The organism is Butyrivibrio sp. XBB1001 (assembly GCF_000424505.1).
Lineage (GTDB): Bacteria > Bacillota > Clostridia > Lachnospirales > Lachnospiraceae > Butyrivibrio.
This window is the reverse complement of sequence record NZ_KE384201.1, coordinates 252,897-276,139: the sequence shown is the minus strand read 5'-3', so window position 1 is coordinate 276,139 and position 23,243 is coordinate 252,897. Positions and strand designations below refer to the sequence as shown.

19 protein-coding genes are annotated in these 23,243 nt (G+C 41.6%); 16 read left to right on the top strand and 3 right to left on the bottom strand.

The window, feature by feature from the left end; translation table 11 throughout:
- Together rplA and G631_RS19705 are read left to right on the top strand one after the other, a co-directional pair.
- Positions 1-690, top strand: a complete 690-nt coding sequence (gene rplA, locus G631_RS0117145) for a 50S ribosomal protein L1 (RefSeq protein WP_026490481.1) — start codon at positions 1-3, stop codon at positions 688-690.
- Between the two features lie 512 nt (positions 691-1,202).
- Positions 1,203-2,525: a CapA family protein gene (locus G631_RS19705; protein ID WP_051197355.1), complete on the top strand. Its 1,323-nt coding sequence runs from the start codon at positions 1,203-1,205 to the stop codon at positions 2,523-2,525.
- A 13-nt stretch (positions 2,526-2,538) separates the two neighbouring features.
- Here G631_RS19705 and G631_RS0117135 read toward each other — a convergent pair whose 3' ends face one another.
- Positions 2,539-3,075 carry a flavodoxin family protein gene (locus tag G631_RS0117135; protein WP_035789982.1) on the bottom strand — a complete coding sequence of 179 codons (537 nt, stop codon included), beginning with the start codon at positions 3,073-3,075 and terminating at the stop codon, positions 2,539-2,541.
- Positions 3,076-3,602: 527 nt separating this feature from the next.
- Here G631_RS0117135 and trkA point away from each other — a divergent pair.
- The 5 genes from trkA (at position 3,603) to dtd (ending at position 9,291) form a co-directional block, all read left to right on the top strand.
- Positions 3,603-4,964 (top strand): Trk system potassium transporter TrkA, encoded by a 1,362-nt coding sequence (trkA, locus tag G631_RS0117125; RefSeq protein ID WP_026490479.1) that lies wholly within the window; start codon positions 3,603-3,605, stop codon positions 4,962-4,964.
- A 3-nt stretch (positions 4,965-4,967) separates the two neighbouring features.
- Positions 4,968-6,413, top strand: coding sequence for a TrkH family potassium uptake protein (locus G631_RS0117120; protein ID WP_026490478.1), 1,446 nt, complete (start codon positions 4,968-4,970; stop codon positions 6,411-6,413).
- Positions 6,414-6,524: 111 nt separating this feature from the next.
- The gene (locus G631_RS0117115; protein ID WP_026490477.1) at positions 6,525-7,112 is read left to right on the top strand and encodes a hypothetical protein; all 588 of its coding nucleotides are present in this window, start codon (positions 6,525-6,527) and stop codon (positions 7,110-7,112) included.
- 93 nt (positions 7,113-7,205) lie between these two features.
- Entirely contained in the window at positions 7,206-8,807 is a 1,602-nt protein-coding gene (locus tag G631_RS0117110) for a GH25 family lysozyme (RefSeq protein WP_026490476.1), read from the top strand.
- Positions 8,808-8,856: 49 nt separating this feature from the next.
- Positions 8,857-9,291: a D-aminoacyl-tRNA deacylase gene (gene dtd / locus G631_RS0117105; RefSeq protein ID WP_026490475.1), complete on the top strand. Its 435-nt coding sequence runs from the start codon at positions 8,857-8,859 to the stop codon at positions 9,289-9,291.
- Positions 9,292-10,050: 759 nt separating this feature from the next.
- On the opposite strand, the gene G631_RS0117095 is transcribed toward dtd, so the two are convergent.
- The gene (locus tag G631_RS0117095) at positions 10,051-10,857 is read right to left on the bottom strand and encodes a TraX family protein (protein ID WP_026490473.1); all 807 of its coding nucleotides are present in this window, start codon (positions 10,855-10,857) and stop codon (positions 10,051-10,053) included.
- Between the two features lie 39 nt (positions 10,858-10,896).
- Positions 10,897-12,057 carry a DUF3048 domain-containing protein gene (locus G631_RS0117090; RefSeq protein ID WP_026490472.1) on the bottom strand — a complete coding sequence of 387 codons (1,161 nt, stop codon included), beginning with the start codon at positions 12,055-12,057 and terminating at the stop codon, positions 10,897-10,899.
- A 205-nt stretch (positions 12,058-12,262) separates the two neighbouring features.
- On the opposite strand from G631_RS0117090, the gene feoB reads away from it, so the two are divergent.
- From feoB to G631_RS0117045, 9 genes are all read left to right on the top strand, one after another.
- Complete coding sequence (gene feoB / locus G631_RS0117085) at positions 12,263-14,629, top strand: ferrous iron transport protein B (protein ID WP_026490471.1); 2,367 nt, start codon at positions 12,263-12,265, stop codon at positions 14,627-14,629.
- A 21-nt stretch (positions 14,630-14,650) separates the two neighbouring features.
- On the top strand, positions 14,651-16,255 hold the full coding sequence (locus G631_RS0117080) for an MBL fold metallo-hydrolase RNA specificity domain-containing protein (RefSeq protein ID WP_026490470.1): 1,605 nt from the start codon (positions 14,651-14,653) through the stop codon (positions 16,253-16,255).
- 72 nt (positions 16,256-16,327) lie between these two features.
- Positions 16,328-17,179 carry a thymidylate synthase gene (thyA, locus tag G631_RS0117075; RefSeq protein ID WP_026490469.1) on the top strand — a complete coding sequence of 284 codons (852 nt, stop codon included), beginning with the start codon at positions 16,328-16,330 and terminating at the stop codon, positions 17,177-17,179.
- 72 nt (positions 17,180-17,251) lie between these two features.
- Positions 17,252-17,740, top strand: coding sequence for a dihydrofolate reductase (locus G631_RS0117070; protein ID WP_026490468.1), 489 nt, complete (start codon positions 17,252-17,254; stop codon positions 17,738-17,740).
- A 34-nt stretch (positions 17,741-17,774) separates the two neighbouring features.
- Positions 17,775-18,680 carry a diacylglycerol/lipid kinase family protein gene (locus G631_RS0117065; protein WP_026490467.1) on the top strand — a complete coding sequence of 302 codons (906 nt, stop codon included), beginning with the start codon at positions 17,775-17,777 and terminating at the stop codon, positions 18,678-18,680.
- Positions 18,681-18,788: 108 nt separating this feature from the next.
- A complete protein-coding gene (locus G631_RS19695) occupies positions 18,789-19,979 on the top strand; it encodes a DUF362 domain-containing protein (protein ID WP_051197354.1) in 1,191 nt (396 codons plus the stop codon).
- Between the two features lie 16 nt (positions 19,980-19,995).
- Positions 19,996-20,934, top strand: a complete 939-nt coding sequence (locus G631_RS19690) for a leucine-rich repeat protein (protein WP_035789980.1) — start codon at positions 19,996-19,998, stop codon at positions 20,932-20,934.
- Positions 20,907-21,791, top strand: coding sequence for a TIGR01212 family radical SAM protein (locus G631_RS0117050; protein ID WP_026490466.1), 885 nt, complete (start codon positions 20,907-20,909; stop codon positions 21,789-21,791). The genes G631_RS19690 and G631_RS0117050 overlap by 28 nt, the downstream gene beginning before the upstream one ends.
- Complete coding sequence (locus G631_RS0117045) at positions 21,788-23,230, top strand: MATE family efflux transporter (RefSeq protein ID WP_026490465.1); 1,443 nt, start codon at positions 21,788-21,790, stop codon at positions 23,228-23,230. Before G631_RS0117050 ends, G631_RS0117045 begins: the two co-directional genes overlap by 4 nt.
- The last annotated feature ends 13 nt before the right edge of the window (positions 23,231-23,243 follow it).

Sequence of the window (23,243 nt, the reverse complement as noted above, 5' to 3'; positions counted from 1 at the left end):
ATGAAACACGGAAAGAAATACGTAGAAGCTGCTAAGCTTATTGATAAGACTCAGCAGTATGAAGCTGCAGAAGCTATCGCTCTTGTTAAGAAGTCAGCTACTGCAAAATTTGATGAGACAGTAGAATTACACATCAGAACTGGTTGTGATTCACGTCACGCTGATCAGCAGATCAGAGGCGCTGTTGTTCTTCCTAACGGAACAGGTAAGACTGTTAAGGTTCTTGTATTCGCTAAGGGAACAAAGCTTGACGAGGCTCAGGCAGCAGGCGCAGATTATGTTGGTGGCGAGGAGCTTATTCCTAAGATCCAGAACGATGGATGGCTTGATTTCGACGTTGTAGTTGCTACACCTGATATGATGGGTGTTGTAGGACGTCTTGGTAAGGTACTTGGACCTAAGGGTCTTATGCCAAACCCTAAGGCTGGTACAGTAACTATGGATGTTACAAAGGCTATCGCTGATATCAAGGCTGGTAAGATTGAGTACAGACTTGACAAGGCTAACATCATTCACGTTCCAGTTGGAAAGGCTTCATTCTCAGAGGAGCAGCTTGAGCAGAACTTCAACGCTCTTATGGATGCTATCACAAAGGCTAGACCAGCATCTGTTAAGGGTCAGTACCTCAAGAGCATCACTCTTGCTACAACAATGGGCCCTGGTGTTAAGGTTGTATCTAACAAGTATTAATTATATCTAGAGCTTACAAGACCATCACGAAAGTGATGGTCTTTTTTTACACTTCCGGGGGGATTCTACTGCGCATGGATCTGCCAGCCAAGTTACTAAGCGCATTTCGATGCTCGTAGTTCTGAACATTCCGACGAGCCAATGCATGGGCATTGTCTCGTCTCCATAGAACTAAAATCGCCTCGAATATGCACTTAGCTACCTTGGCCAGCAGATCCAGTGCAGCAGAATCATCGCTTCGCGATGCGAAAAACCGAAACTTTAGCGTTATACAAGTTACTTACTTGTAAAAGGCAGACATTTGATTTTGGTAGATACTAAACTATTGATGGTAAATATATTGTGGTTTCATGGTTAATAATGCGCATATGTTGTGCTATACTTGTGGATATGAGTATTTAATCTAGAGCTGATGATTATTATTTGGCCTTAGTAATTGTTTATTGCAGGTCAATGAGTTTATTGAAATGAGTAATTGATAGGGGCATTATATTTATTTTCTTGGTATGAGTATGAGCAGGGGAAGTAGTAACTGGAATAATAAGAATAATAGAATAGAGAAAATTGATAACTCAATTGTCAGTAAGGCGATCAGAGTTTTTTTGGTTACCTTATTTGTCGTTCTTGGGAGTGGAGTTCTGATACTATGCATAATTGCAGATAGAAAGGGACTACTTGGTGGAAAACCTACAAAAAACACAGAAAAAGTTAATTCCTTATCACCACAGTGGGAAACTATTCCAGAGGCTGACAAGTTTTATATTGCAGGGAATGATGCTGAAAAAGAGCCTGAGGAGGGAGTTGGAGGAGAGAAGGCAATTCCGGAAATTCCTGAGGAAGATAAGGACTACACTCATATTATCCAGACTCTAGATGATAATGTGGTAACAATAGGGTTTGCCGGAGATATTTTATTTGATGATAATTATGCGGCTGGTAATGCCTTTAAGAGGCATGGTAATTCTGCAGTTGGAGTTATAGGAGACAGCCTTCTTGATAAGATGAAAAATGCAGATATCATGATGGTGAACAATGAGTTTCCATATTCCTATGGCGGGTCTCCTTGCGAGGGAAAAACTTTTACTTTTAGAGCAAGACCGGATTCAGCTGCAATTTTGAATACTATGGGGGTTGATATAGTAGGACTTGCCAATAACCACGCCTATGATTATGGACAACAGGCTCTTATTGATACTATGAGTGCACTTGATTCTGTCGGCGTAGAATATGCTGGTGCGGGGCACAATATAGATGAGGCGTCTCATACTGTATACTATGTTACTGAGTCTGGTATGAAGATTGCTATAATATGCGCAACTCAGATAGAAAGACTGTCTAATCCAGATACCAAGGAGGCTACAGCAACCTCTGCAGGAGTGTTCAGATGTCTTGATGATACCCTTCTTCTTGAGAGAATAAGAGAGGCAAGGAAAAAGAATGCCTACGTGATAGTTTATATTCACTGGGGAACTGAGAGTACTTCAGAAATAGATTATCTTCAAAGAGATCAGGCGGCTGAAATAGCTGATGCAGGAGCTAATCTTATAATTGGCAATCATCCACATGTGCTACAAAAAATAGACTACGTGAACGGAGTCCCTGTAGTCTATAGTCTGGGTAATTTCATGTTTAATTCTAAGACGCTTGATAGCTGCCTTGTTCTCGCAAGCCTTCACAGCGATGGCACGGTTAATCTTCAGTTTGTGCCTGCTATTCAAAGCGATTGCACTGTTACAGAAGCAACTGGAGGAGAAGCCCAGCGAATAATCGGATATATGAATTCAATGTCATCAACAGCTGTAATCGATGGAAATGGCTATATTAGCAGAAGATGACATCACAAAAAGGTCAGACAAGAGTTAGTGACTGTATTTTCTTTATACAGTTTTCGATAAACATGTGGGCCTTTAGCATATCAGTCCGGTCTGGATGATTCAAGGACTCATCGAAGTAGCTTAGGATAAGATCAATCTTGCTGTCACTCTTTAGTCCGCGGTAGGACTCATATTTTTCACGTATTACGTCCTGCATTTGACCCTGACAGAAAAATGAGCCAAGGTAATTATTACTGTCAGATATCCATACACAGGCATTTTGTTCTAGAGAAGCATAGTATTTATCTGTTTTTCCCATGCCACAGGTACCAAATAAGGCAATATTTCTATGCTGAAGAGATGAGAGCAGATCTATGATCTCAAGACTGCAAGACCCTCTGTTAGCCCAGAATCCTACAAAATAATTCTCTGCATCTAATTTTCCGTTCCAGGAGCGCACATTTACTATATCCTTTTCTCCCATAGAGGATGGAAGGACACTAAAGATTTCCTCTGCAAGTTTTTGGGTGTTGCCAGTTTCACTGGCATATACCACAAGATTTTTCAGCATAGGCATCACTTCTTTTTGAATAAATCACGCAACTTATCTGTGTATCTCACAAAAATCTCGTTTTCTCTATATCGCTTGGTTATATTTTTGGAAAAGAGCCTCAAATAACAAAGAATCAAGTCGATAAAAGCTACATAATATAAAAAAGCTAAAGGCGCTATAGTTATAGAAAGCAAAAGCAGAATAACTGCAAGAAGTAGAAGAAAACGAGTCAGTCTATCTGATCCATACGAACCATACCGTCCGTGGAACAACTGGCGTAACAAGTTTCTCATAATAATCTCCTTAAAAAACAATATAGCTGGAACATGCCTAGCTACATGATAATTGTAGATTTGGAGTAGCTTAAATTCAATGAAACTGGGATAAATTTATCTTAAAAAACTATTATACGCATATATACTGAATGTTAACAAATATCAACTTGTCTTAGCAGACATATCGGGGATTTAAAAGGCTTATTGCTTTAAAGAATTGTTGCGAATATAATGTAATGTGGATTTATATGTAATAGATGGAGGATTGTTATGCATATTCTTATTGTGGGCTGTGGTAATGTGGGTCAGGCAGTTACCCAGCAGCTCAGCAAAGAGGGACATAATATAACTGTAATAGAGGAAAAAAGTAGTGTTCTGCAGAATGTAGTTAATAACTACGACGTTATGGGCATCGTGGGTAATGGTGCCAGCTATTCCATAATGAAGGATGCTGGAATTGAATCAGCAGATCTGATGGTGGCTGTTACTGATTCAGACGAACTCAATCTCCTGTGCTGCCTAATAGCTAAGAAGGCTGGTAACTGTCACACTATCGCAAGAGTTCGTAACCCAATCTACAAAAAGGAAATCAACTTTATTAAAGAGGAACTTGGCCTTTCAATGGTCATCAACCCTGAAGAGGCCGCTGCTGCTGAGGCTGAAAGGCTCCTTAAATTTCCATCAGCTACTAAGGTTGAGACCTTTGCCAGAGGAAGAGCTGAGCTTGTGAAGATGATAGTTGATGAGAATTCAAGACTATGTGGCAAGGCTCTTAAAGATATACCTGCTGATCTTCGCAAGCAGGTACTTATTTCTGTTGTATCAAGAGGTAACGAAGTATTTATCCCGGATGGTAATTTTGTTATCAAGGCTGGTGATGAGGTTACAGTTTTTGCTTCTAGTAGAAACACTATCAATTTCTTTAAAAAGCTTGGGCTTCCAACAGCCAAAGTTCATTCAACAATGATAATAGGAGGTGGAGAAACTGCTTTCTACCTTGCGCAGAACCTTCTTTCTCTAGGAATAAAGGTTATCATTTTTGAAAAAGATCCTGTAAGATGCAAGGAATTGTCAGATCTTCTGCCACAGGCACTGATCATCTGTGGTGATGGAACAGACAAGGATATGCTCCTTGAAGAGGGTGTAACAAGCGTTGAGTCTTTTGTTTCACTGACTAACCTTGATGAAGAAAATATCATGCTTTCAATGTATGTTAAGAGCATAAACCCCAAGGCCAAGCTGATCACTAAGGTTCATAGAGTTAATTATGGTGATATCATTGGTTCACTTAACATTGGAAGTATTATTTATCCCAAGAATATTACTGCTGAGCGAATTGTGCAGTTCGTACGAGGCATGACAGCATCCAAGGACAGCAATATCGAGGCTCTTTACAAGCTCAATGATGAAAGAGTAGAGGCTCTTGAATTTATTGTTAGAAACGGATCTCCTGTTATTGGAGTTCCTCTTTCAAAGCTTAACCTTAAAAAGGGAATTCTGATTGCCTGCATCAACCATAATGGAGATATCATATCTCCAAGTGGAGACAGCGTTATAAGAGATGGTGACTCAGTTATTGTAGTAACTACACTGGCTGGATTAAAAGATATAAGTGATATTTTGGAGAAATAATAAATGAATTACTCGATGGTTAGATACACTTTATTCAGGCTCTTAAGGGTGATGGGGACATTATTTCTGCTTCCTCTTATAGTTGCACTTATCCACAGTGAGTTTGATAGTGCACTTACATTTTTCCTGCTGGCAGTGATGTCAATTGTTGTAGGAACTATTTTTTCCCTTAAAAAGCCCAAGAACAAAGTAATATATGCTAAAGAGGGCTTTGCAATCACTGCTGTTGCATGGATTGCGGTGAGTATGATGGGGGCCCTTCCCTTTGTAATTACAAGAACTATCCCCAATTATATAGATGCATTGTTCGAGACTGTTTCCGGATTTACTACAACTGGAGGCAGTATCCTCACAACAGTGGATAACATTGAATACAGTGTACAGTTCTGGAGAACTTTTACTCACTGGATTGGTGGAATGGGAGTTTTGGTATTCCTTTTGGCTGTTATCCCTATGGCAGATGGCTATAGTATGCATCTTATGAGAGCAGAGTCTCCAGGACCTGTTGTAGGTAAGATAGTTCCCAAGGTAAAAGATACAGCTAAGATCCTTTACCTCATTTATATTGGAATCACATTTGCAGAGATCATATGCCTGCTTATTTCCGGCATGCCTTTATATGATGCCGTGACAATCTCTTTTTCCACAGTAGGAACAGGCGGCTTTGCAATCCACGATACTGGAATGATGGGCTATTCCGTTGTGAGCCAGGCTATCATAATAGTGTTCATGGCTCTTTGCGGCATTAACTTTACTGTTTACTATTTTCTTCTTAACAGAAAGCCCAAGGAAGCCTTTGCCATCGATGAAGTTAAGTATTACCTTGGAACTATAATTGTGGCCTCAAGCATTGTTGCTATTAACGTGTATAGATCAGGCATTGTTAATGACTCATTCATGGCTTTCCATCATTCACTGTTTTCAGTAGTGTCAATCATGACAACTACCGGATTTGGTACTCTTGATTTTAACCAGTGGCCAATGCTCTCCAAGGTTATTCTGGTCACACTTATGCTGATTGGTGCCTGTGCAGGTTCAACCGGCGGTGGATTTAAGTTTTCGAGAGCACTTATAATTATTAGAAATGCAAGAAATGAGCTTAATTATATAGTTCATCCAAAGGCAGTAAAGAGAGTATACATGGACGGACATTCTGTTGAAGGCACTACAGTCAAGTCTGTAACTGCTTATCTTGGAATTTATGTCATTACGCTTATCACATCAATACTACTTGTTTCACTGGACAATTTTGACTTTGATACAACAGTGACTTCTGTAATTGCTACACTCAATAATATTGGACCGGGTCTTGGTATGATAGGCCCTGCAGGCAATTATGCAGAGTTTTCATATCTTTCAAAGCTTGTTCTTATGTTTGATATGCTGGCTGGAAGACTAGAACTTTTGCCAATATTCATCATATTGAAGCCTAAGACATGGAAGAGATAAAAATCTAAAATTTCTATAAAAAAATAATAAAAAAACATTGATAATTGTGTCCAAAGTGTGATAAACTTGAGTAGGTTTTGTGAAAAACATATTATAACAGGGTGATTTTTTATGATAAAAGCAAGGAAGTTGTTGATATCTTTCCTTGTTACTGTGTTGTGTATTAGTGCTTTATTTGCAGGTACTGTGATATATTCCAAGAGTCAGGCAAGCTCAGAGATGGAAGTTGATGCAGATGTTTATGACACTGCTGAGAATACTCTTAAATCCTTTTTGGGTTTGGAGGAGAGTAATACGGCTGGAGGAAGTGGTAATAGCGGAAATGTAAGCGGTTACACTGAGAATGGTGTCAGGATGACACAAAGAGTAACTGTGATGGATGAAAGCGGTGTATTGCCGATCAGCGGAACAGTTACCAAGTCTCAGGATGCCTATTATCCAGGTACCTATGAACTTAAATTCAGTAACAGGGCTATACTGACTACTAAGGCCAATATCTATGTGAAAATGGACGTTGAGCCAGGAGAGCAGGTATATATACTTACAGGAGACAAGGATAAGGGATACAAGCAGGTTGCGGTAGTGAGCGCTGAACCAGGTTGTGTAACGTTTGAAACAGCGCTTATACAGGACTATACATTATCCAAGACTGACATCATTAGTGCTCAGGCAGCAGTGGCAAGTGTTATGAAAGAATAAAGAGTGATTTTAAGAGCATGTCGGTTTGGCATGCTCTTTTCTTATGACTATAACACAAACATCATGGACAATATGACATAAAGAGGTAGATGTATGAAAAAAGATTTTGACAGCGATGGTTTTGACTTCAAGGAAAGTGAAAGAGTTACCCCGATTATCATTGGCGGAGTGGTGTTTCTGCTGATACTGGTAATAGGCATAATAGTTCTACTACTTTATAAGCCAGGTAAGCAGGTAGAAGATGGCGCCAATTTATTTGAAAAATTACAGTCAGGGATAGAGATCAGCATGGAGGCATCTTCTGATGAAGGAACAGCTCTTTTGTCTATTGATAAGTCTTCTGAGAATAGTAGTGAGGAAGTTAGTAGCGGTGATACAGATAATACTGCGACAGCTTCTAGTATGGATGATATCGATGGTGATCTTCAAGCAGCTGTTTCAGTAGATACAGGTGCCGAGGTAGATATATCACAGATTGTAAGCGCCAGTAATGTGGTAGAGAATTCCAATATCACAAATGGAATAGACGTTTCCAGATTTCAGGGAACAATAGATTGGAGTCAGGTTGCAGCAAGTGGTATTGATTTTGCCATGGTAAGAGTTGGCTATAGAGACTCCAAGACTGGAGAGATCAAGGCAGATTCAAATGCCAAATTCAACATGCAGGAAGCAGAAAAAAACGGAATAAAGGTCGGAGCATACTTTTTCTCAACTGCTGTAAGTAGTGCTGAGGCCCTGGAAGAAGCAAACTGGGTTACAAGCTATATAGCTAAATATTCAATAACTTATCCTGTGGGCTATAACTGTGAAGGTTTTGAAAATGCTGCAAGCAGACAGGTTAATCTGACTCAGGATGAGAGAAGTAATATAGCTATGACCTTCTTGGAGGCCATATACAATGCTGGGTACACTCCTATTTTTTACGCTTCCCAAAGTGAACTTGCAGGAAACGCCAAGTGGAATACCACCCAGATCCAGCAGAAGTACAAGATATGGATGGCCTGGTATGGCCAGGATACAGGAAATCTGGCAAAGGGACCTTCCTATGACGGGCAGTGTGCCATGTGGCAATATACGAGTAAGGGCAATGTTCCTGGAATTAATGGTAAGGTGGATATCAACGTTGCCTATTTTGGATATAATGGAACTGAAAAAGCCAAGGATACATCTGAACGTGAAACAGTATCTGCCGATGTTGAAGCTCTTATGAACTTCGAGGCGGTGGATGAAACAGTTACTGCCAAAAGTAGCACCAACCTTAGAAATAAACCAAGCCAGGGAAGTGACAGCACAGTTATGGTAACTCTTGAAAATGGCCAGACTGCTCAGAGAACAGGCATAAGCTCAAGTGGATGGAGCAGAGTTGTTTATGAAGGGAATACCTACTATGCTGTATCCAGCTTTTTGACAACAGACCTAAGCGCACCCAAGCAGGAAGTGGCGTCGCAGCCTCAGGAAACATCAGGTTTTAAGACAAAGTTTACTGAGTGTAGCGAAACAGTCACAGCCAAGGATGTAGTAAATCTGCGAAACAAACCAAGTGTAACAGATGAGGACTCACAGGTAATTGCCAGCCTGTCATCTGGCGAAACTGCACTTAGAACTGGAATAAATGCTGAATATGGCTGGTCAAGAGTTGAATATAATGGTCAGACTTTGTACTGCGTAAGCAGCTATCTAAAAGTCGTGGAATAAAACTATGACTAGTGGGTCTGAATATAAATAAATTATGGAGAGAATTGAAATGAGAGCAGTAGTAACTAGAGTTTTATCCGCATCAGTGACAATTGATGGAAAGGAAGTAGCAGCCATCGATAAAGGGTTTCTCGTACTACTTGGTGTACACAAGGATGATACGAAAGAGCAGGCAATAAAACTAGCAGATAAGATTTGTGGCCTTAGAGTATTTGAAGATGACAATGGCAAGATGAACATCAATCCCAAGGATGCAGGAGCTAAACTTCTGATAGTCAGCCAATTTACTCTCTATGCTGACTGCAGTTCCAGAAGACCTGGCTTTACCGACGCTGCAAGGCCAGAGATTTCTAAGCCCCTTTACGAACTTGTCGTTTCAGAATGCAGAAACAAAGGCTTCGAAGTAGGAACCGGCGAATTTGGCGCCGACATGAAAGTAGCCTCCCTAAACGACGGCCCCGTAACCATCATCCTGGACGTCTAAGAAATTACAGAAGGCTTCAACTCATTCTCATACACTGAGGCTTCCCGGACGCGGCAGTAGAGGTTGCTCGTTCAAAAAGATTTTTTGTCGGTTCTTTCGCTGGAATTTAAGGCCTTCCAAAAGATGCCCCAAAATCCTACGAATTAAACTCAGCTCGTTCCAGAATCCTTTTGGCGGGTGGATTTGATACTTACGAGCGTTATAAAGAAGTTCCATTTTCTAATGCTCCCAAAGCAGCCTTTCCCGCGCATGCGAAGCGTTGTCTGAAGCAGGACGGAAACAGACTATATATGGAAATGCCATCTGACGCCTTGCGTCATAAAAAAATGCGAAATCAACTTCTTCAAGTTTACTTGAAAGATTGATTTCGCATTTTTTGTTAACGCCCGCTTTGCGGGCTATGGCATTTCCTATTATATTTTGCCTATCCGTCCTGCAAGTTTACGCTGCAGCATGCGCTTTAAAAGAAAGGCTGCGGGAGCATCTAAGAAAATGTGAACTTCTTTGTCGTGAGTAAGATCAAATCTCTTGCCAAAACCAGGGATTCTGGAATCGAGCTTCGGACAGGTAATTCGTAAACAGGATTTTGGGACACTTTTGGAAGGCTCCTAAATCCACCAGCTCTTTCTTACGACAAAAAACTCTTTTATGAACATCGCAAATATCTGCCGCTGATTACCATGCCGCGTACGGTGGATGGTGCTGTGGTGGAAGGTGTCGCGGTGGATGGTGCTGTGGTGGGTGGGGCAGAGTGCCTGGTTAGCCGTAGATGAGGCATCTGCAGATGTAGATGGCTAGAAGGTGGACTGGGTAGAAGAGGTAGAAGAGGTATTTTAAGGCACCCAGATTGCGGCCTCTTTTGTGGTTATAGAGGGCCATGAGGATAAAGCCTGGGAAAGAGAAATACTCTGTGCCAAGCTGGGAAATGAAAAAGAAACCTATGAGAAGCCTTATGTATTCGTGCTTCTTTAGGTAGTAGAAGATAACTATAAGGGTAACACCATAGATGTCATAGTCTGAGTTTATCTTGTAAGCTATAAGACATCCAAGCCCTGTTATTGCTATGGCAATGATCCATGAGATAGGAATCATTATCTCGGCCTCTTTGAAGCGAATCTTATCAAGGGCTGTATCAATTGTCCATATCACCAGAAGACCAATAAGAAGAGTGAAATAGACATTACACTGGTCGCGTAAAAGGTAATTATTGGCCCTTAGTGCATCCAGAATATTTATGTTGAATACATCTTCTCTTGCAAAGAACAAAAGATCAAAAGGAGCCTCGGAAATAATACCAAAAAGAAGCAAGCTAAGGGCGTATCTTAGCTTGCTTCTAGTATGTGTGAAACCTTCAATCAAAAGAAAGCAGAAAATAGGAAAAGCTGTTCTGCCAACTCCTCTAAGGGCTCTATATATGATGTTTAACTGGTCGATAGTTAGAGACCCGGTATAAAGACCGTTTCTTACAACTGGAAGCATGATACCTGCAGTTAAGTGATCTATAAGCATAGATACGCAGGCAATAATCTTTAAGGTATTTCCATTTATCCGCTTAAATCTGTTCATTATGTCTTCCATGGCAGTCTCACTATCTTAAAAAAAGGTTTACTGTAATGTAATGCTGTCCCATGAATCAGCTGGAATAAGGCTGATATAAGTCTTTCCTGTGTTGATTTCAATCTCGTTACCGCTCTCATCAAAATACTTGGTAACGCCTGTCTCACTTGTCTTGGACCAAGAAATGATCTTGGCTTCGCCGTTAGTGATGTACCAACCGATCTCTCCAGGGTTTACACAGTTGTAAATAAGGTAACCATTATCATCAAGCTGATTGAAGCTGCATTTCTGAAGGATAACGTTCTTGAAACTAAGAGGAGCGCCGTCCTCAGCATCTTCATGTCTGTCACCGTACTCGTAATACTCATATTCCTTGGTGTCAGAGTTATATGCGAGCTGTGACTGGTTGTGCTTGAAAGGAAGTGAGATAAGTCCTGCTGGATATGTGTTGGAATATTTCTCACTAAGTGTAAGCTCTGTGCCATAAGGAACGAAGTTAAAGTGGCTGCCTTCGTTAGCAAGTTCTGTGTATGTGGCTGAGATATTGAACTTCTCAAGGTCAGTCTCAAGATCACCTGGAAGAATATACTCTGTAAACTCTCTTGCCTTACCGTTGTTTACTCTTGAGAAGTATCCAGAGATATGATCCTTACCATAAGGCTGGGCAAAATATGCATCATTGTGATAAGGGCCTCCGTCGTGGCAAAGGATTGCATTCCACTCTGAAGCAAGAATGATGTTTGTTGGACGAGTACTTCTGATACTGCCAAGCTGCTCAATGTTGCCCCAATCCTTAACAACGACCATAAGTCTTGTTATACGGTCATTGGCTGTACTGTTCATAAGCTCATATACAACATCAGCTTCACTTGTTCCGTAGTGTGGAAGAGCAGTTATTTCATTATCAACCATAGCTGCGATAGGACGCTGGTCCTTGATATCTTCGCTGATAGGCTCACCTGTAAGTTCGCTGAAATACATTCCCTCAGGGAGAACATAAGGCTCGTTGGATGTTGCATCTTCGACAGAAGCTGCCTCTGATGAAGATGATTCAGTGTTATCAACATTTTCTGTGATTGGCTCAAAGGATACAGATGCTGTTGTGTCGTCAGAACCTGCCTCATTAGGACCACATGCTGCTACAGAAGCAATCATTGAAGTGCAAAGGATAGCAGCAAGAACTTTTTTTCCATATGCTTTTATAAACATTGTTTTCTCCTTACTATAAACAAAAAAATCACCTATGAAATCGCATAGTTCAGCAATTTAATCAATAGGTAACCTTTATTCTAACAAAAATGAGCTGATAAGGCAACCTTGCTCATTGAGCATGGACTAAAGGGGGTAACTTTCAATTTGTGCATAAATGGGTTAGTATATATTTAGGTAGATTTATCTTAAGGAGATTTTTATTGTGACTCTCAGAGAACTAAAAGTAGGCGAGAAAGCCAGAATAATAAAGGTTGGCGGGGAAGGAGCTCTTCGCCAACATTTTTTGGATATGGGTGTAATACCAGGGGCTGAACTAGCTGTGATCAAGTATGCTCCTATGGGTGACCCGATAGAAATTGAGATACACGGATACAGATTGACTCTGCGTCTTGCTGAGGCTCAGGAAATTGAAATTGAGAAAATTCCGGAATATACAAAGCCCAAGGTATCTATAAATCCGGAATCTCATGCAGCTTCAGATAAAAAGAAAACTGTTCATCCAGGACTGGGTGAAACTGGTATTTATCATCCAAAGGGCAGCGGAAATCCTCTTCCAGAGGGCACCACACTTACCTTCGCCCTGGTTGGTAATCAGAACAGCGGAAAGACAACTCTTTTTAACCAGCTCACAGGTTCCAAGCAGCATGTAGGTAATTTTCCAGGAGTAACAGTTGACCGCAAGGACGGCGAGATAAGAGGGTACAAGAATACACTAATTACGGACCTTCCAGGTATATATTCCATGTCACCTTATACCAGTGAAGAGATTGTATCCCGTAATCATGTGCTTGAGGAAAAACCAACAGCTATCATTAACATTGTAGATGCCACCAATGTGGAAAGAAATCTGTACCTTACTATGCAGCTTCTGGAAATGGATGTTCCAACAGTAGTTGCTCTTAATATGATGGATGAGCTCACAGGCAATGACGGCGCTGTAGACATAAATCAGATGGAAGAAATGCTGGGAACTCCTGTTGTCCCCATTGCAGCTGCCAAGAATCAGGGCGTTGACGAGCTTATAGCCCATGCACTTCATATAGCTAAATATCAGGAGAAACCCCTTGAGCAGGACTTTTGCTCCAAGGATGACAATGGAGGTATTGTCCACAAATGCCTTCATGCAGTCATGAATCTTATAGATGACAATGCTAAAAGAGCCGGACTTCCCCTTCGCTTTACTGCCAGTAAGGTTGTAGAGGGAGATGCACTTATAATTGAAAAGCTAGGCCTTGATGACAGTGAGAAGGAAGCCATTGAACGAATTGTCAGCAATATGGAAAAAGAGCGCGGCCTTGACAGAAGTGCTGCTATAGCAGAAATGCGCTTTGAGTATATCAAGAAGGTCAGCCATCAGTGCGTGACCAAGCCCAAAGAGAGCAAGGAGCAGATAAGAAGTAACAAGATCGATAAGGTTCTTACTGGTAAATATACAGCTATTCCTGTATTTATCCTGATAATGGGACTTGTCTTTTTACTGACCTTTAATGTGATAGGTGCCTTTCTACAGGGACTTTTGGAAACAGGAATTGATGCGCTTAAGACTCTTGTGGAAGAAGCTCTTATAGCCGGGAATGTCAACCAGGTATTGCAGGGACTTATCATAGACGGAATATTTGAAGGAGTAGGAAGTGTTCTTAGTTTCCTCCCTATTATTATCATATTGTTCCTGTTCTTGTCCCTTATGGAAGATAGTGGATACATTGCAAGAGTAGCTTTTGTAATGGACAAGCTGCTCAGGAGAATCGGCCTTTCAGGGCGCAGCATTGTGCCGCTTCTTATTGGCTTTGGATGCACAGTTCCTGCGGTAATGTCCACAAGGACCCTGCCTAGTGAAAGAGACAGGAAGATGACTATAATGCTGACGCCGTTTATGAGTTGCACAGCCAAGCTTCCAATCTACGCCTTTTTTGTAAATGCCTTCTTCCCGGGAAAGGGTGGACTAGTTATAACAGCTCTTTATATATGGGGCATCGTAGTGGGCATACTAGTTGCCTTTGTTGCCAAAAAGACAATATTTAAGGGAGAGCCTGTTCCATTTGTAATGGAACTTCCAAACTACAGACTTCCAAGTCCCAGAAATGTATTGCAGCTATTATGGGAGAAATCCAAGGACTTCATACAGAGAGCCTTTTCAGTAATATTCATTGCAACCATTGTTGTATGGTTCCTTAGCCACTTTGATCTTCATTTCAATCTGGTAACAGATTCTCAGAGCAGTCTTTTGTCACTTATAGCAGGAGTCTTTGTCCCTGTTTTTGTTCCACTTGGCCTTGGGGACTGGAGAATATGCACTTCCCTTATAAGTGGATTTATAGCCAAGGAGAGCGTTGTATCTGTTATGGAAGTTCTCTTTAGTGAAGGCGTAGAAGCGGCTCTTTCAACAGGCGCGGCCATTACAATGCTGGTATTTAGCCTTTTGTACACACCATGCGTTGCAGCAATCGCAGCAGTTAAAAGAGAACTTGGCAGAAAATGGGCATTTTTCGTTGTTATATGGCAGTGCGCAGTAGCCTGGATCATTGCTTTGCTGGTAAGAATTATATTATTAGCGGCAGGAATTCAGTGATTTATAGGAGAGATTGAACATATGAAGCTTATCTTTGTAGGTGCTGATCACGAAGTGACAGGTAGCTGTCATTTTCTGGAAGCCTGTGGTAAAAATATTCTTGTGGATTATGGAATGGAGCAGGGCAAGGACTATTTTGAAAACGTTCCGCTGCCTGTTTCAGCTCCGGAGATCGACTATGTTTTTCTAACTCATGCACATGTGGATCACTCGGGAAATCTTCCGCTTTTGTATGCCAAGGGCTTTCGGGGCAAGATTTATGCTACAGAGGCTACGGTAGATCTTTGTAACATCATGCTCCGTGACTGTGCCCATATTCAGATGCAGGAAGCTGAGTGGCGCAACAGAAAGGCCAAGAGAACAAGAGATATCTCACAGATAGAGCCAGCTTATACCATGGAAGATGCGGAAAAAACAATCAAGGCCTTTGTTCCATGTGCATATGGCCAGGAGATAGATATCTGCGAGGGCGTAAAGATCAGGTTTACAGATATAGGGCATCTTTTGGGCTCTGCCAGCATAGAGGTATGGCTAACAGAAAAAAATGTCACGAAGAAGCTTGTCTTTTCCGGAGATATTGGCAATAAGCGCCAGCCACTTATAAGAGACCCGCAGAAGACTTCTGAGGCAGACTACTGCATCATGGAGTCTACCTATGGCGACAGACTTCATGAGACTGAGAGACCAGACTACGTAAGAGATCTGGCAGATATACTTGATAGAACCTTTAAAAGAGGCGGCAATGTTGTCATTCCTTCTTTTGCGGTGGGAAGAACTCAGGAAATGCTGTATTTTATCAGGAAGATAAAAAAGGATGGCCTGGTAAAATCTAACCCTAACTTCCCTGTATTCGTGGATAGCCCGCTTGCTGTGGAAGCTACAGAAATCTTTGAAGATAACCAGTATGAGTGCTATGACGAAGAGGCAATGGAACTTGTAAAAAAGAGGATAAATCCCATTACCTTCCCAGGACTTAACCTTGCTATCACAACTGAGGAGTCAAGGGCTATAAATGAAGATCCAGAGCCCAAGGTTATAATTTCAGCTTCCGGAATGTGCGAGGCCGGCCGTATCAGGCACCACCTCAAGCACAATCTCTGGAGAGAGGAATGCACAATACTCTTTGTTGGTTATCAGTCAATAGGAACCACTGGTAGAGCAATCATAGACGGCGCGGAGCAGATAAAGCTCTTTGGTGAGACAATAGATATTAAGGCCGACATTTGCAAGATGGAGGGACTCTCTGGCCACGCTGACAAGAACGGCCTTATCGAGTGGATAAATGGTTTTGATAAAAAGAGACCTAAAAAAGTTTTCATTGTACATGGAGAAGACAGCGTTTGCAACTCTTTTGCCAAGTGCCTTAGGGATGAATATGGATTCGATACCTATGCGCCTTACAGCGGAACTGAGTTTGACCTGATATCTGGTCAGATTGTAAAAGAAGGACTGCCAATACCTGTTAAAAAGAAAGAGGCCACGCTTGTTTCTGATGTTTATGCAAGACTCAAGGCAGCAGGTGCCAGACTTATGGGTATCATAGCAAGGAGTGAGGGCATGACCAACAAGGACAAGGCCAAATTTGCAGATCAGATAATCGCACTGTGCGATAAATGGAGTAAATAAGAAAATACATAGAGCATACTTGATTAGAGAGCAAGTAAGTTTACGTAAAATAATAGTCAGGAGGAGCAAGGGATGAGTAGAGCAGATGATATTTTTATTGGTATGTGCAGGGACATTCTTGAAAACGGCACATCAACAGAGGGGGAAAAGGTAAGACCTCATTGGCCTGACGGAACACCGGCCTATACAATAAAGAAATTTGGAGTAGTTAACAGATATGACCTTTCTAAGGAGTTTCCTATCATGACTCTTAGAAAGACTGCTCTTAAGAGCGCTACTGATGAGGTTTTGTGGATATATCAGAAAAAGAGTAATAATATAAATGACCTTAACAGCCACATCTGGGATGAATGGGCTGATGAGACAGGCTCAATTGGTAAGGCCTACGGTTATCAGATTGGTCAAAAGAGCATCTACAAAGAGGGCGAGTTTGACCAGATGGACAGGGTTATTTATGACCTTAAGAACAACCCATTTAGCCGCCGCATCATGACAAATACCTATGTGTTTTCTGACCTTCATGAGATGCATCTTTACCCTTGCGCTTATTCTGTAACCTACAATGTAACTCAGAAAAAGGGCGAGGACAGACTTACACTTAATGCTATCTTAAATCAGAGATCTCAGGATGTTCTGGCTGCCAATAACTGGAATGTTGTGCAGTATGCAGTTCTTGTTCATATGATCGCACAGGTCTGTGACATGAATGTTGGAGAACTTGTGCATGTTATTGCAGATGCGCATATTTACGACAGGCATGTTCCGCTTATCAAGGAACTCATAGAGCGCAAGCCTCTTCCAGCACCTAAGTTCCACTTAAATCCTGATGTAAAAGATTTCTACAAGTTCACTCGCGATGATGTATCCCTTGAGGACTACGAAGTTGCTGGTGAGCAGCTGAAAGACATTCCAATAGCAATCTGAGCGATATAAGGACTGAGTAAATTCAATGTTGCGCAGTATATCGCGAAAAAGTAACAATACAGAGGAGACCACATGAAAGCAATCGTAGCAGTAGACAGTAACTGGGCAATCGGCAACAAGGGACAACTCCTTGTCAGCATACCAGCAGATCAGAAGAATTTCAGAAATGAGACAATCGGCAAAACTATAGTTTATGGCAGAAAGACCCTTGAGACTTTTCCGCAAAGAGTAGTCCTTCCAGGTCGTAACAACATTATCCTTTCAACCAAAAAAGACTACACAGTCAAGAACGCCGCTGTAGCTCATTCCAAGGAAGAGCTTTTAAGTCTTGTTTCTGATCTTGATACAGATGAGGTGTATATCATTGGCGGATCAAGCGTATATGAGGAGTTCCTTGATAAGTGCGACACAGCAATCGTAACCTTCATAGACAAGGAATTTGAGGCAGATTCCTATTTTCCTAATCTGGACAAAGATCCAGAGTGGGAGCTTGTGGACGAAAGCGACGAGCAGGTTTATTTCGATCTCACCTATACCTACAGAACTTACAAGAGAATTTAAGCAGATATCAATATAATTACAGGAAGTGATAATTGTGGAAAAGAGAAAGAAAGCTCTTGTTTTGATAAATAAAACATCAGGAGTTGGGAAGGCAGGAAATGATACTCTTGAAATATCGACTACCCTTGCAAAAAGAGGATATGAACCTATTATATATCCGATAATTCCTGGTACAGACCTGACATCAGAAGTTCTGGTAGAAGAATATGGAGAAGAAGCAGACCTTATTTTGTGTAGTGGCGGTGATGGAACACTTAATCACGCGATGAATGCAATGATGAACCTTGAAAAAAAGCCACTTCTTGCCTATATTCCATCAGGCAGCACCAATGATTTTGCAAAGGGGCTTGGAATACCAAGCGCACGCTCAAAGGCTCTGGAAGTAGCTGTATCAGGCAAACCAATCCAATATGATGTTGGCAGAATGAATGACTCCTACTTTAACTATGTTGCAGCCTTTGGTGCTTTCTCCAAGGTAAGCTACGCAACTGACCAGGATCTTAAAAATGTTCTGGGCTACGCAGCCTATGTCATAAGCGCGATAGCTGAACTTCCGCAGAACATAGGCTATAGCTGCCATATGCAGATTGAGGCTGATGGAGTCGTGGAAGAAGGGGATTATCTCTTTGGCGCAGTCAGTAACTCTGCCTCTGTAGCAGGCATGACACTTTTTGCAGATGATGATATCAAGCAGGACGATGGGCAGATGGAGCTACTGCTTATCAGGGCGCCCAAGAATCTTGGAGAATTCAATGCTATTCTTGCAGCCCTTGCTGTAAGAGAGCCGGATAACCCATACATCACCTACAAACAGGTCTCTAAGGTCAGCTTAAAGTCAGAGGAAGAGGTTGAGTGGACTCTTGATGGAGAGTTTGGCGGATCCTTTAAAGAGACTTCTATAGAAGTCATAAATAAGGCTATAACTATAATGTCCAAATAATAGGTGACAACATCTGTTGCCACCTTTTGTGTTGCATAAAATTTGCGGTTTTATGCCTGTGAGAATGCAGATTCATTTGAATAATTAAAAACGAGATAAGGATAAAATATGTACGAAAAAGTTTCTATAGAAAAATGCCCCTCCTACGACGCTGAGGCTGTGAAAAGCTCCTTGGATAAAGTGTTAGATAGTATAGGTGGCCTTGATTTTGTTAAGCCTGGAATGAAGATTGGAATAAAGGCCAATCTCGTGGCGGCCATGGATCCTGATAAGTCAGCAACTACTCACCCTATGGTGCTTAGAAGGCTCTGTGAACTTCTACTTGAGAGAAAAGCTACAGTCGTAATAGGAGACAGCCCGGGAGGAATCTATACTGAAGGGTTCCTTAAGGGAGTTTACAGGACCTGCGGTCTTGAAAAGCTGGTAAAAGAGCTTGATCCATCAGGAGTGAAGGTCTCTCTTAACCAGGATTTCTCAGTTAAGAATGCAGAGTTCATGGATGCTGTGTCCATAAAAACTTTTATCTATACAGGCTGGCTTGATAGTGTGGATGCAATTATAAATGTTTCTAAGCTCAAGACCCATGCCATGATGGGCATGAGCTGTGCAGTCAAGAACATGTTTGGTACTATTCCTGGGACTACCAAGCCTGAGTATCACATGAGATTTCCTGAGGAAAAGGCCTTTGCCAACATCATGGTGGACTTAAACGAGTTTTTTAAACCGGCTCTTTACGTGGTAGATGCTATAGATGGTATGGAGGGCAACGGTCCAACTGCTGGAGAAAAGAGACATATAGGCGCGGTTCTTGCTTCCAAAAAGCCCTATGCTCTTGATATGGCATGTGCTGAGCTTATAGGAATGGGCTATGCAGATGTTGGAACTTTGGTGGCAGCAGGTGAGAGAAAACTTGGCCCCAAGGATATCAGCGAAGTGGAAGTTGTAGGCAGTGCTTTATCAGATCTTAAGATAAGCGACTTTAAGAGAGCCACCATTCACCAGAGCATTACCTTTGAGGGAAAAGGAATATTTGGCAAGATTGAATCGGTTGCCCTTAAGATTGCCCTCACTACAAAGCCCCTTGTTAAAAAGGATGAGTGTATAGGCTGCAAGAAGTGCTTTGAAACCTGCCCTGCTAAGGCTATAACCATGGTAGAAGGCGGTAAAAACGGCCTTCCGCAGATAGACAGGAGCAAGTGCATAAAGTGCTTCTGCTGTCAGGAATTTTGTCCAAAGGGCGCCATGAAAGTGCATTATAACCTATTGGGCAAGCTTGTAAATAAAGTAAATCACAGCTGATAGAGATCAGGTAAATATGTTTTTATACGAAAAAGAAACAGACAAAAAAGATAATCACGAATATATAGTAATTACAGGCTTTGAAGGTAGTGCAAAAGAGCTGATAATACCTGACCATATTGATGATCTTCCAGTAGAAGCTATAGGAAGTCATGCCTTTTCATCAAGACAGGATATTGAGAAAGTTGCCCTTCCGTCCACTATCAGAACTCTTAGAAGTTATGTTTTCCACAATAGCAGGAGCCTTAAAAAGATATCTCTTTTTGACAGCATAGATGACTACTATGACGGCGTATGCAGACAGTGTGACAGTTTAGAGGACGTTGAGATCACTATTGAGAGAAACTGGTATGAGGTCATAAGAAACTTCCTATCCGATACGGACAAAGCCCTGCGCTTCCAGATTCATATAAGTTCCCAGGAAAAAGAGGATGTAGAAGCCTGCCTTTCTTTTCCTGGTTATGTCTATGACTTTAACGAGAACACCATGGCAAGGACGATACAGTTTTCCATAGCGGGTTCCGGCTATGCTTACCGCGAATGTGTGGACCGCAGGAAGATTGACTACAGGCAGTATGACAATCTCTTTTCCAAGGCCAGGATAGATGGTGGCAGCATTTGCGAGGATATTGCAATCGGAAGACTGTTATATCCTGTGGAACTTGAAGAGAGATTTAAGAAAGAATATGAGAATTATGTAAGTGATAGCGGCTTTGCTATATTAAAAAGGCTCATCGATAGAGCTAAAGATAGCGATGACGCCCAGAAACTGCTTGGAAGTGTGCTTGATCTTAGAAGACAAGGAGATTTCGGATCAGAGAGTCTTCTTTCTTTTGAAGATCAGGACAAGGCCATGGAATATGCGACATCAATAGGAAACCCCAGAGTTACGTCACTTCTAATGGAAAAAGGTCGGAATGATAGCTTATGCCAGTCAGATTATCTACATTTTTAAAAAATAAATATGGCGAAAAGGTCTATAGACTGGCCCTATCATCGGGCTGTGGATGCCCTAACAGGGATGGAACCTGTGGAACAGGAGGATGCACCTTTTGTTCTGAAGGAGGCTCTGGAGAATTTGCCACAACCATCTTTGAGGAAGCCAAAGAGAAAATAGCTGGTAAAACCGATGCAAGGAAGTTTATTGCTTATTATCAGTCTTTTACCAACACCTATGGGGATGTGGAGCGATTAAAAGCGCTTTACACAGACGCCATAAAAAGGGATGAGGTAGTAGCTCTTTCCCTTGGAACAAGACCAGACTGCCTTGGCCCTGATGTGATGGATATGTTAAAAGAGCTAAACAGCATCAAACCAGTCTGGATAGAACTTGGGCTTCAGACAATACATGATGAAACTGCAAGGCGTGTAAACAGAGGGTATGATCTTCCTGTATTTACTGATGCCTATAAGAGGCTTAAAAATGCTGGCATCACGGTCATTGTCCATGTTATCTTAGGCCTTCCCGGTGAGTCAAAAGAGATGATGCTTGATACAGTAAAGTTTTTGTCAGAGTTAACACCAGAGCTAGATGGAATCAAACTTCAGAATTTACAGATCCTGAAGGGAACAGTAATGTATCAGGAGTTCTTAAAAGCCACAGAAGGAGCCTCAAGCGACTTTTATGTGATGTCCATGGAGGAATACACTGATCTGGTGGCAGAGTGCATAGCTCTTTTGCCTGACAACTGTGTAGTTCACAGGATGCAGGGGGACGGCCCTAGAAAGCTCCTTGTAGAGCCCTTATGGAGCCTTGACAAAAAGCGTGTTCTTAACATGCTAAATGCTAAGACAAAGGATTTATTAAAATGAGAGAAATGTTTGAAACTGGAAACAGACAAGAAGCAGTTAAATATAAATTTGGATTAAGAGAGGCGCTTATCGGCGATAGAAACTTCTATTCACGAGTAGCTATGGTTGTTGTGCCTATGATCATCCAGAATACCTTATCTAACATTGTAGGACTTTTGGATAATATCATGGTGGGCCAGGTGGGAACCCTGTCCATGTCATCTGTAGCAATAGTAAATCAGATTCTCTTTATCTTTTACCTGTGTATTTGGGGATCTCTTGCGGGAGCAGGAATCTTTAGCACACAGTTCTTTGGAAAAGGAGATATGGAGGGCGTAAGGGCTGCCATTAGATTTAAGCTGATAACAGCCATAACTATCCTGATAATTGCTGCTATTATCCTTATGAATTTTGGAGGAGACCTTATTGCACTTTACATTTCATCTGATACCTTTCCGGATGAGAGAGCAGAGACTTTAAGACTTGCAGGCGGATATCTGAGGATAATGATCGTTGGTCTTATACCCTTTAGCCTTACTCAGGTTTATGCAAGTGCCATGAGGGAATCCGGCAAGACAACCCTTCCTATGATAGCAAGTATGGTAGCCATGGGAGTTAACTTTGTATTTAATGCTCTTTTGATCTTTGGACTTTTTGGACTTCCTAAGATGGGAGTTTTTGGAGCGGCCGTTGCTACTGTGATTTCAAGATTTACAGAGCTGTTTATAGTGGTATTTGGAGCCCACAGAAGAGGTACAAGGTATGAGTTTTTCAGGGGATTGTACAGCCATTTTGTTATTCCTGGAAATCTTGTTTTTCCAATGCTTATAAGATCCCTTCCGCTTCTTTGCAATGAGTTTTTGTGGAGTCTTGCTCAGGCGACTCTCTTGCAGGCATATTCACTTAGAGGAATAGCTATAATTGCTGCAATGAATATCAGTGGCACTATATCACAGATATTTAATGAGGTTTTCTTATCCCTTGGAAATTCTGCTGGAATCATTGTTGGACAGGAGCTTGGAGCTGACAGACTTGTAAATGCTAGAAGAACTGCCTTTAGGATGGCGGCGCTCAGTGTTGCAAGTACATTTGTAATGGGAACACTCCTTGCCTGTGCAGCGCCTTTTATACCAAACTTTTACAATACAGAGCCCGAGATAAGAGCTCTTGCTACAAGGTTTATCTGGGTAGTAGCAATTTGCATGCCTATAAATGCTTATGCTAATGTTTCTTACTTCACAATGAGGTCTGGAGGCAAGACAGCGGTTACATTTTTGTTTGACAGCTGCTTTTCCTGGGCTGTATCAGTTCCAACAGCCTATGTACTGAGCCGCTATACAGCACTTCCTGCGCTTTTTGTGTTTGCGATAGTATCACTTACAGAGATTTTAAAATGTCTTATTGGATTTGTGCTTGTAAAGAGCGGAGTCTGGGTTCGTAATATAGTAAAATCCGAGTAAATTTACTTTGTTT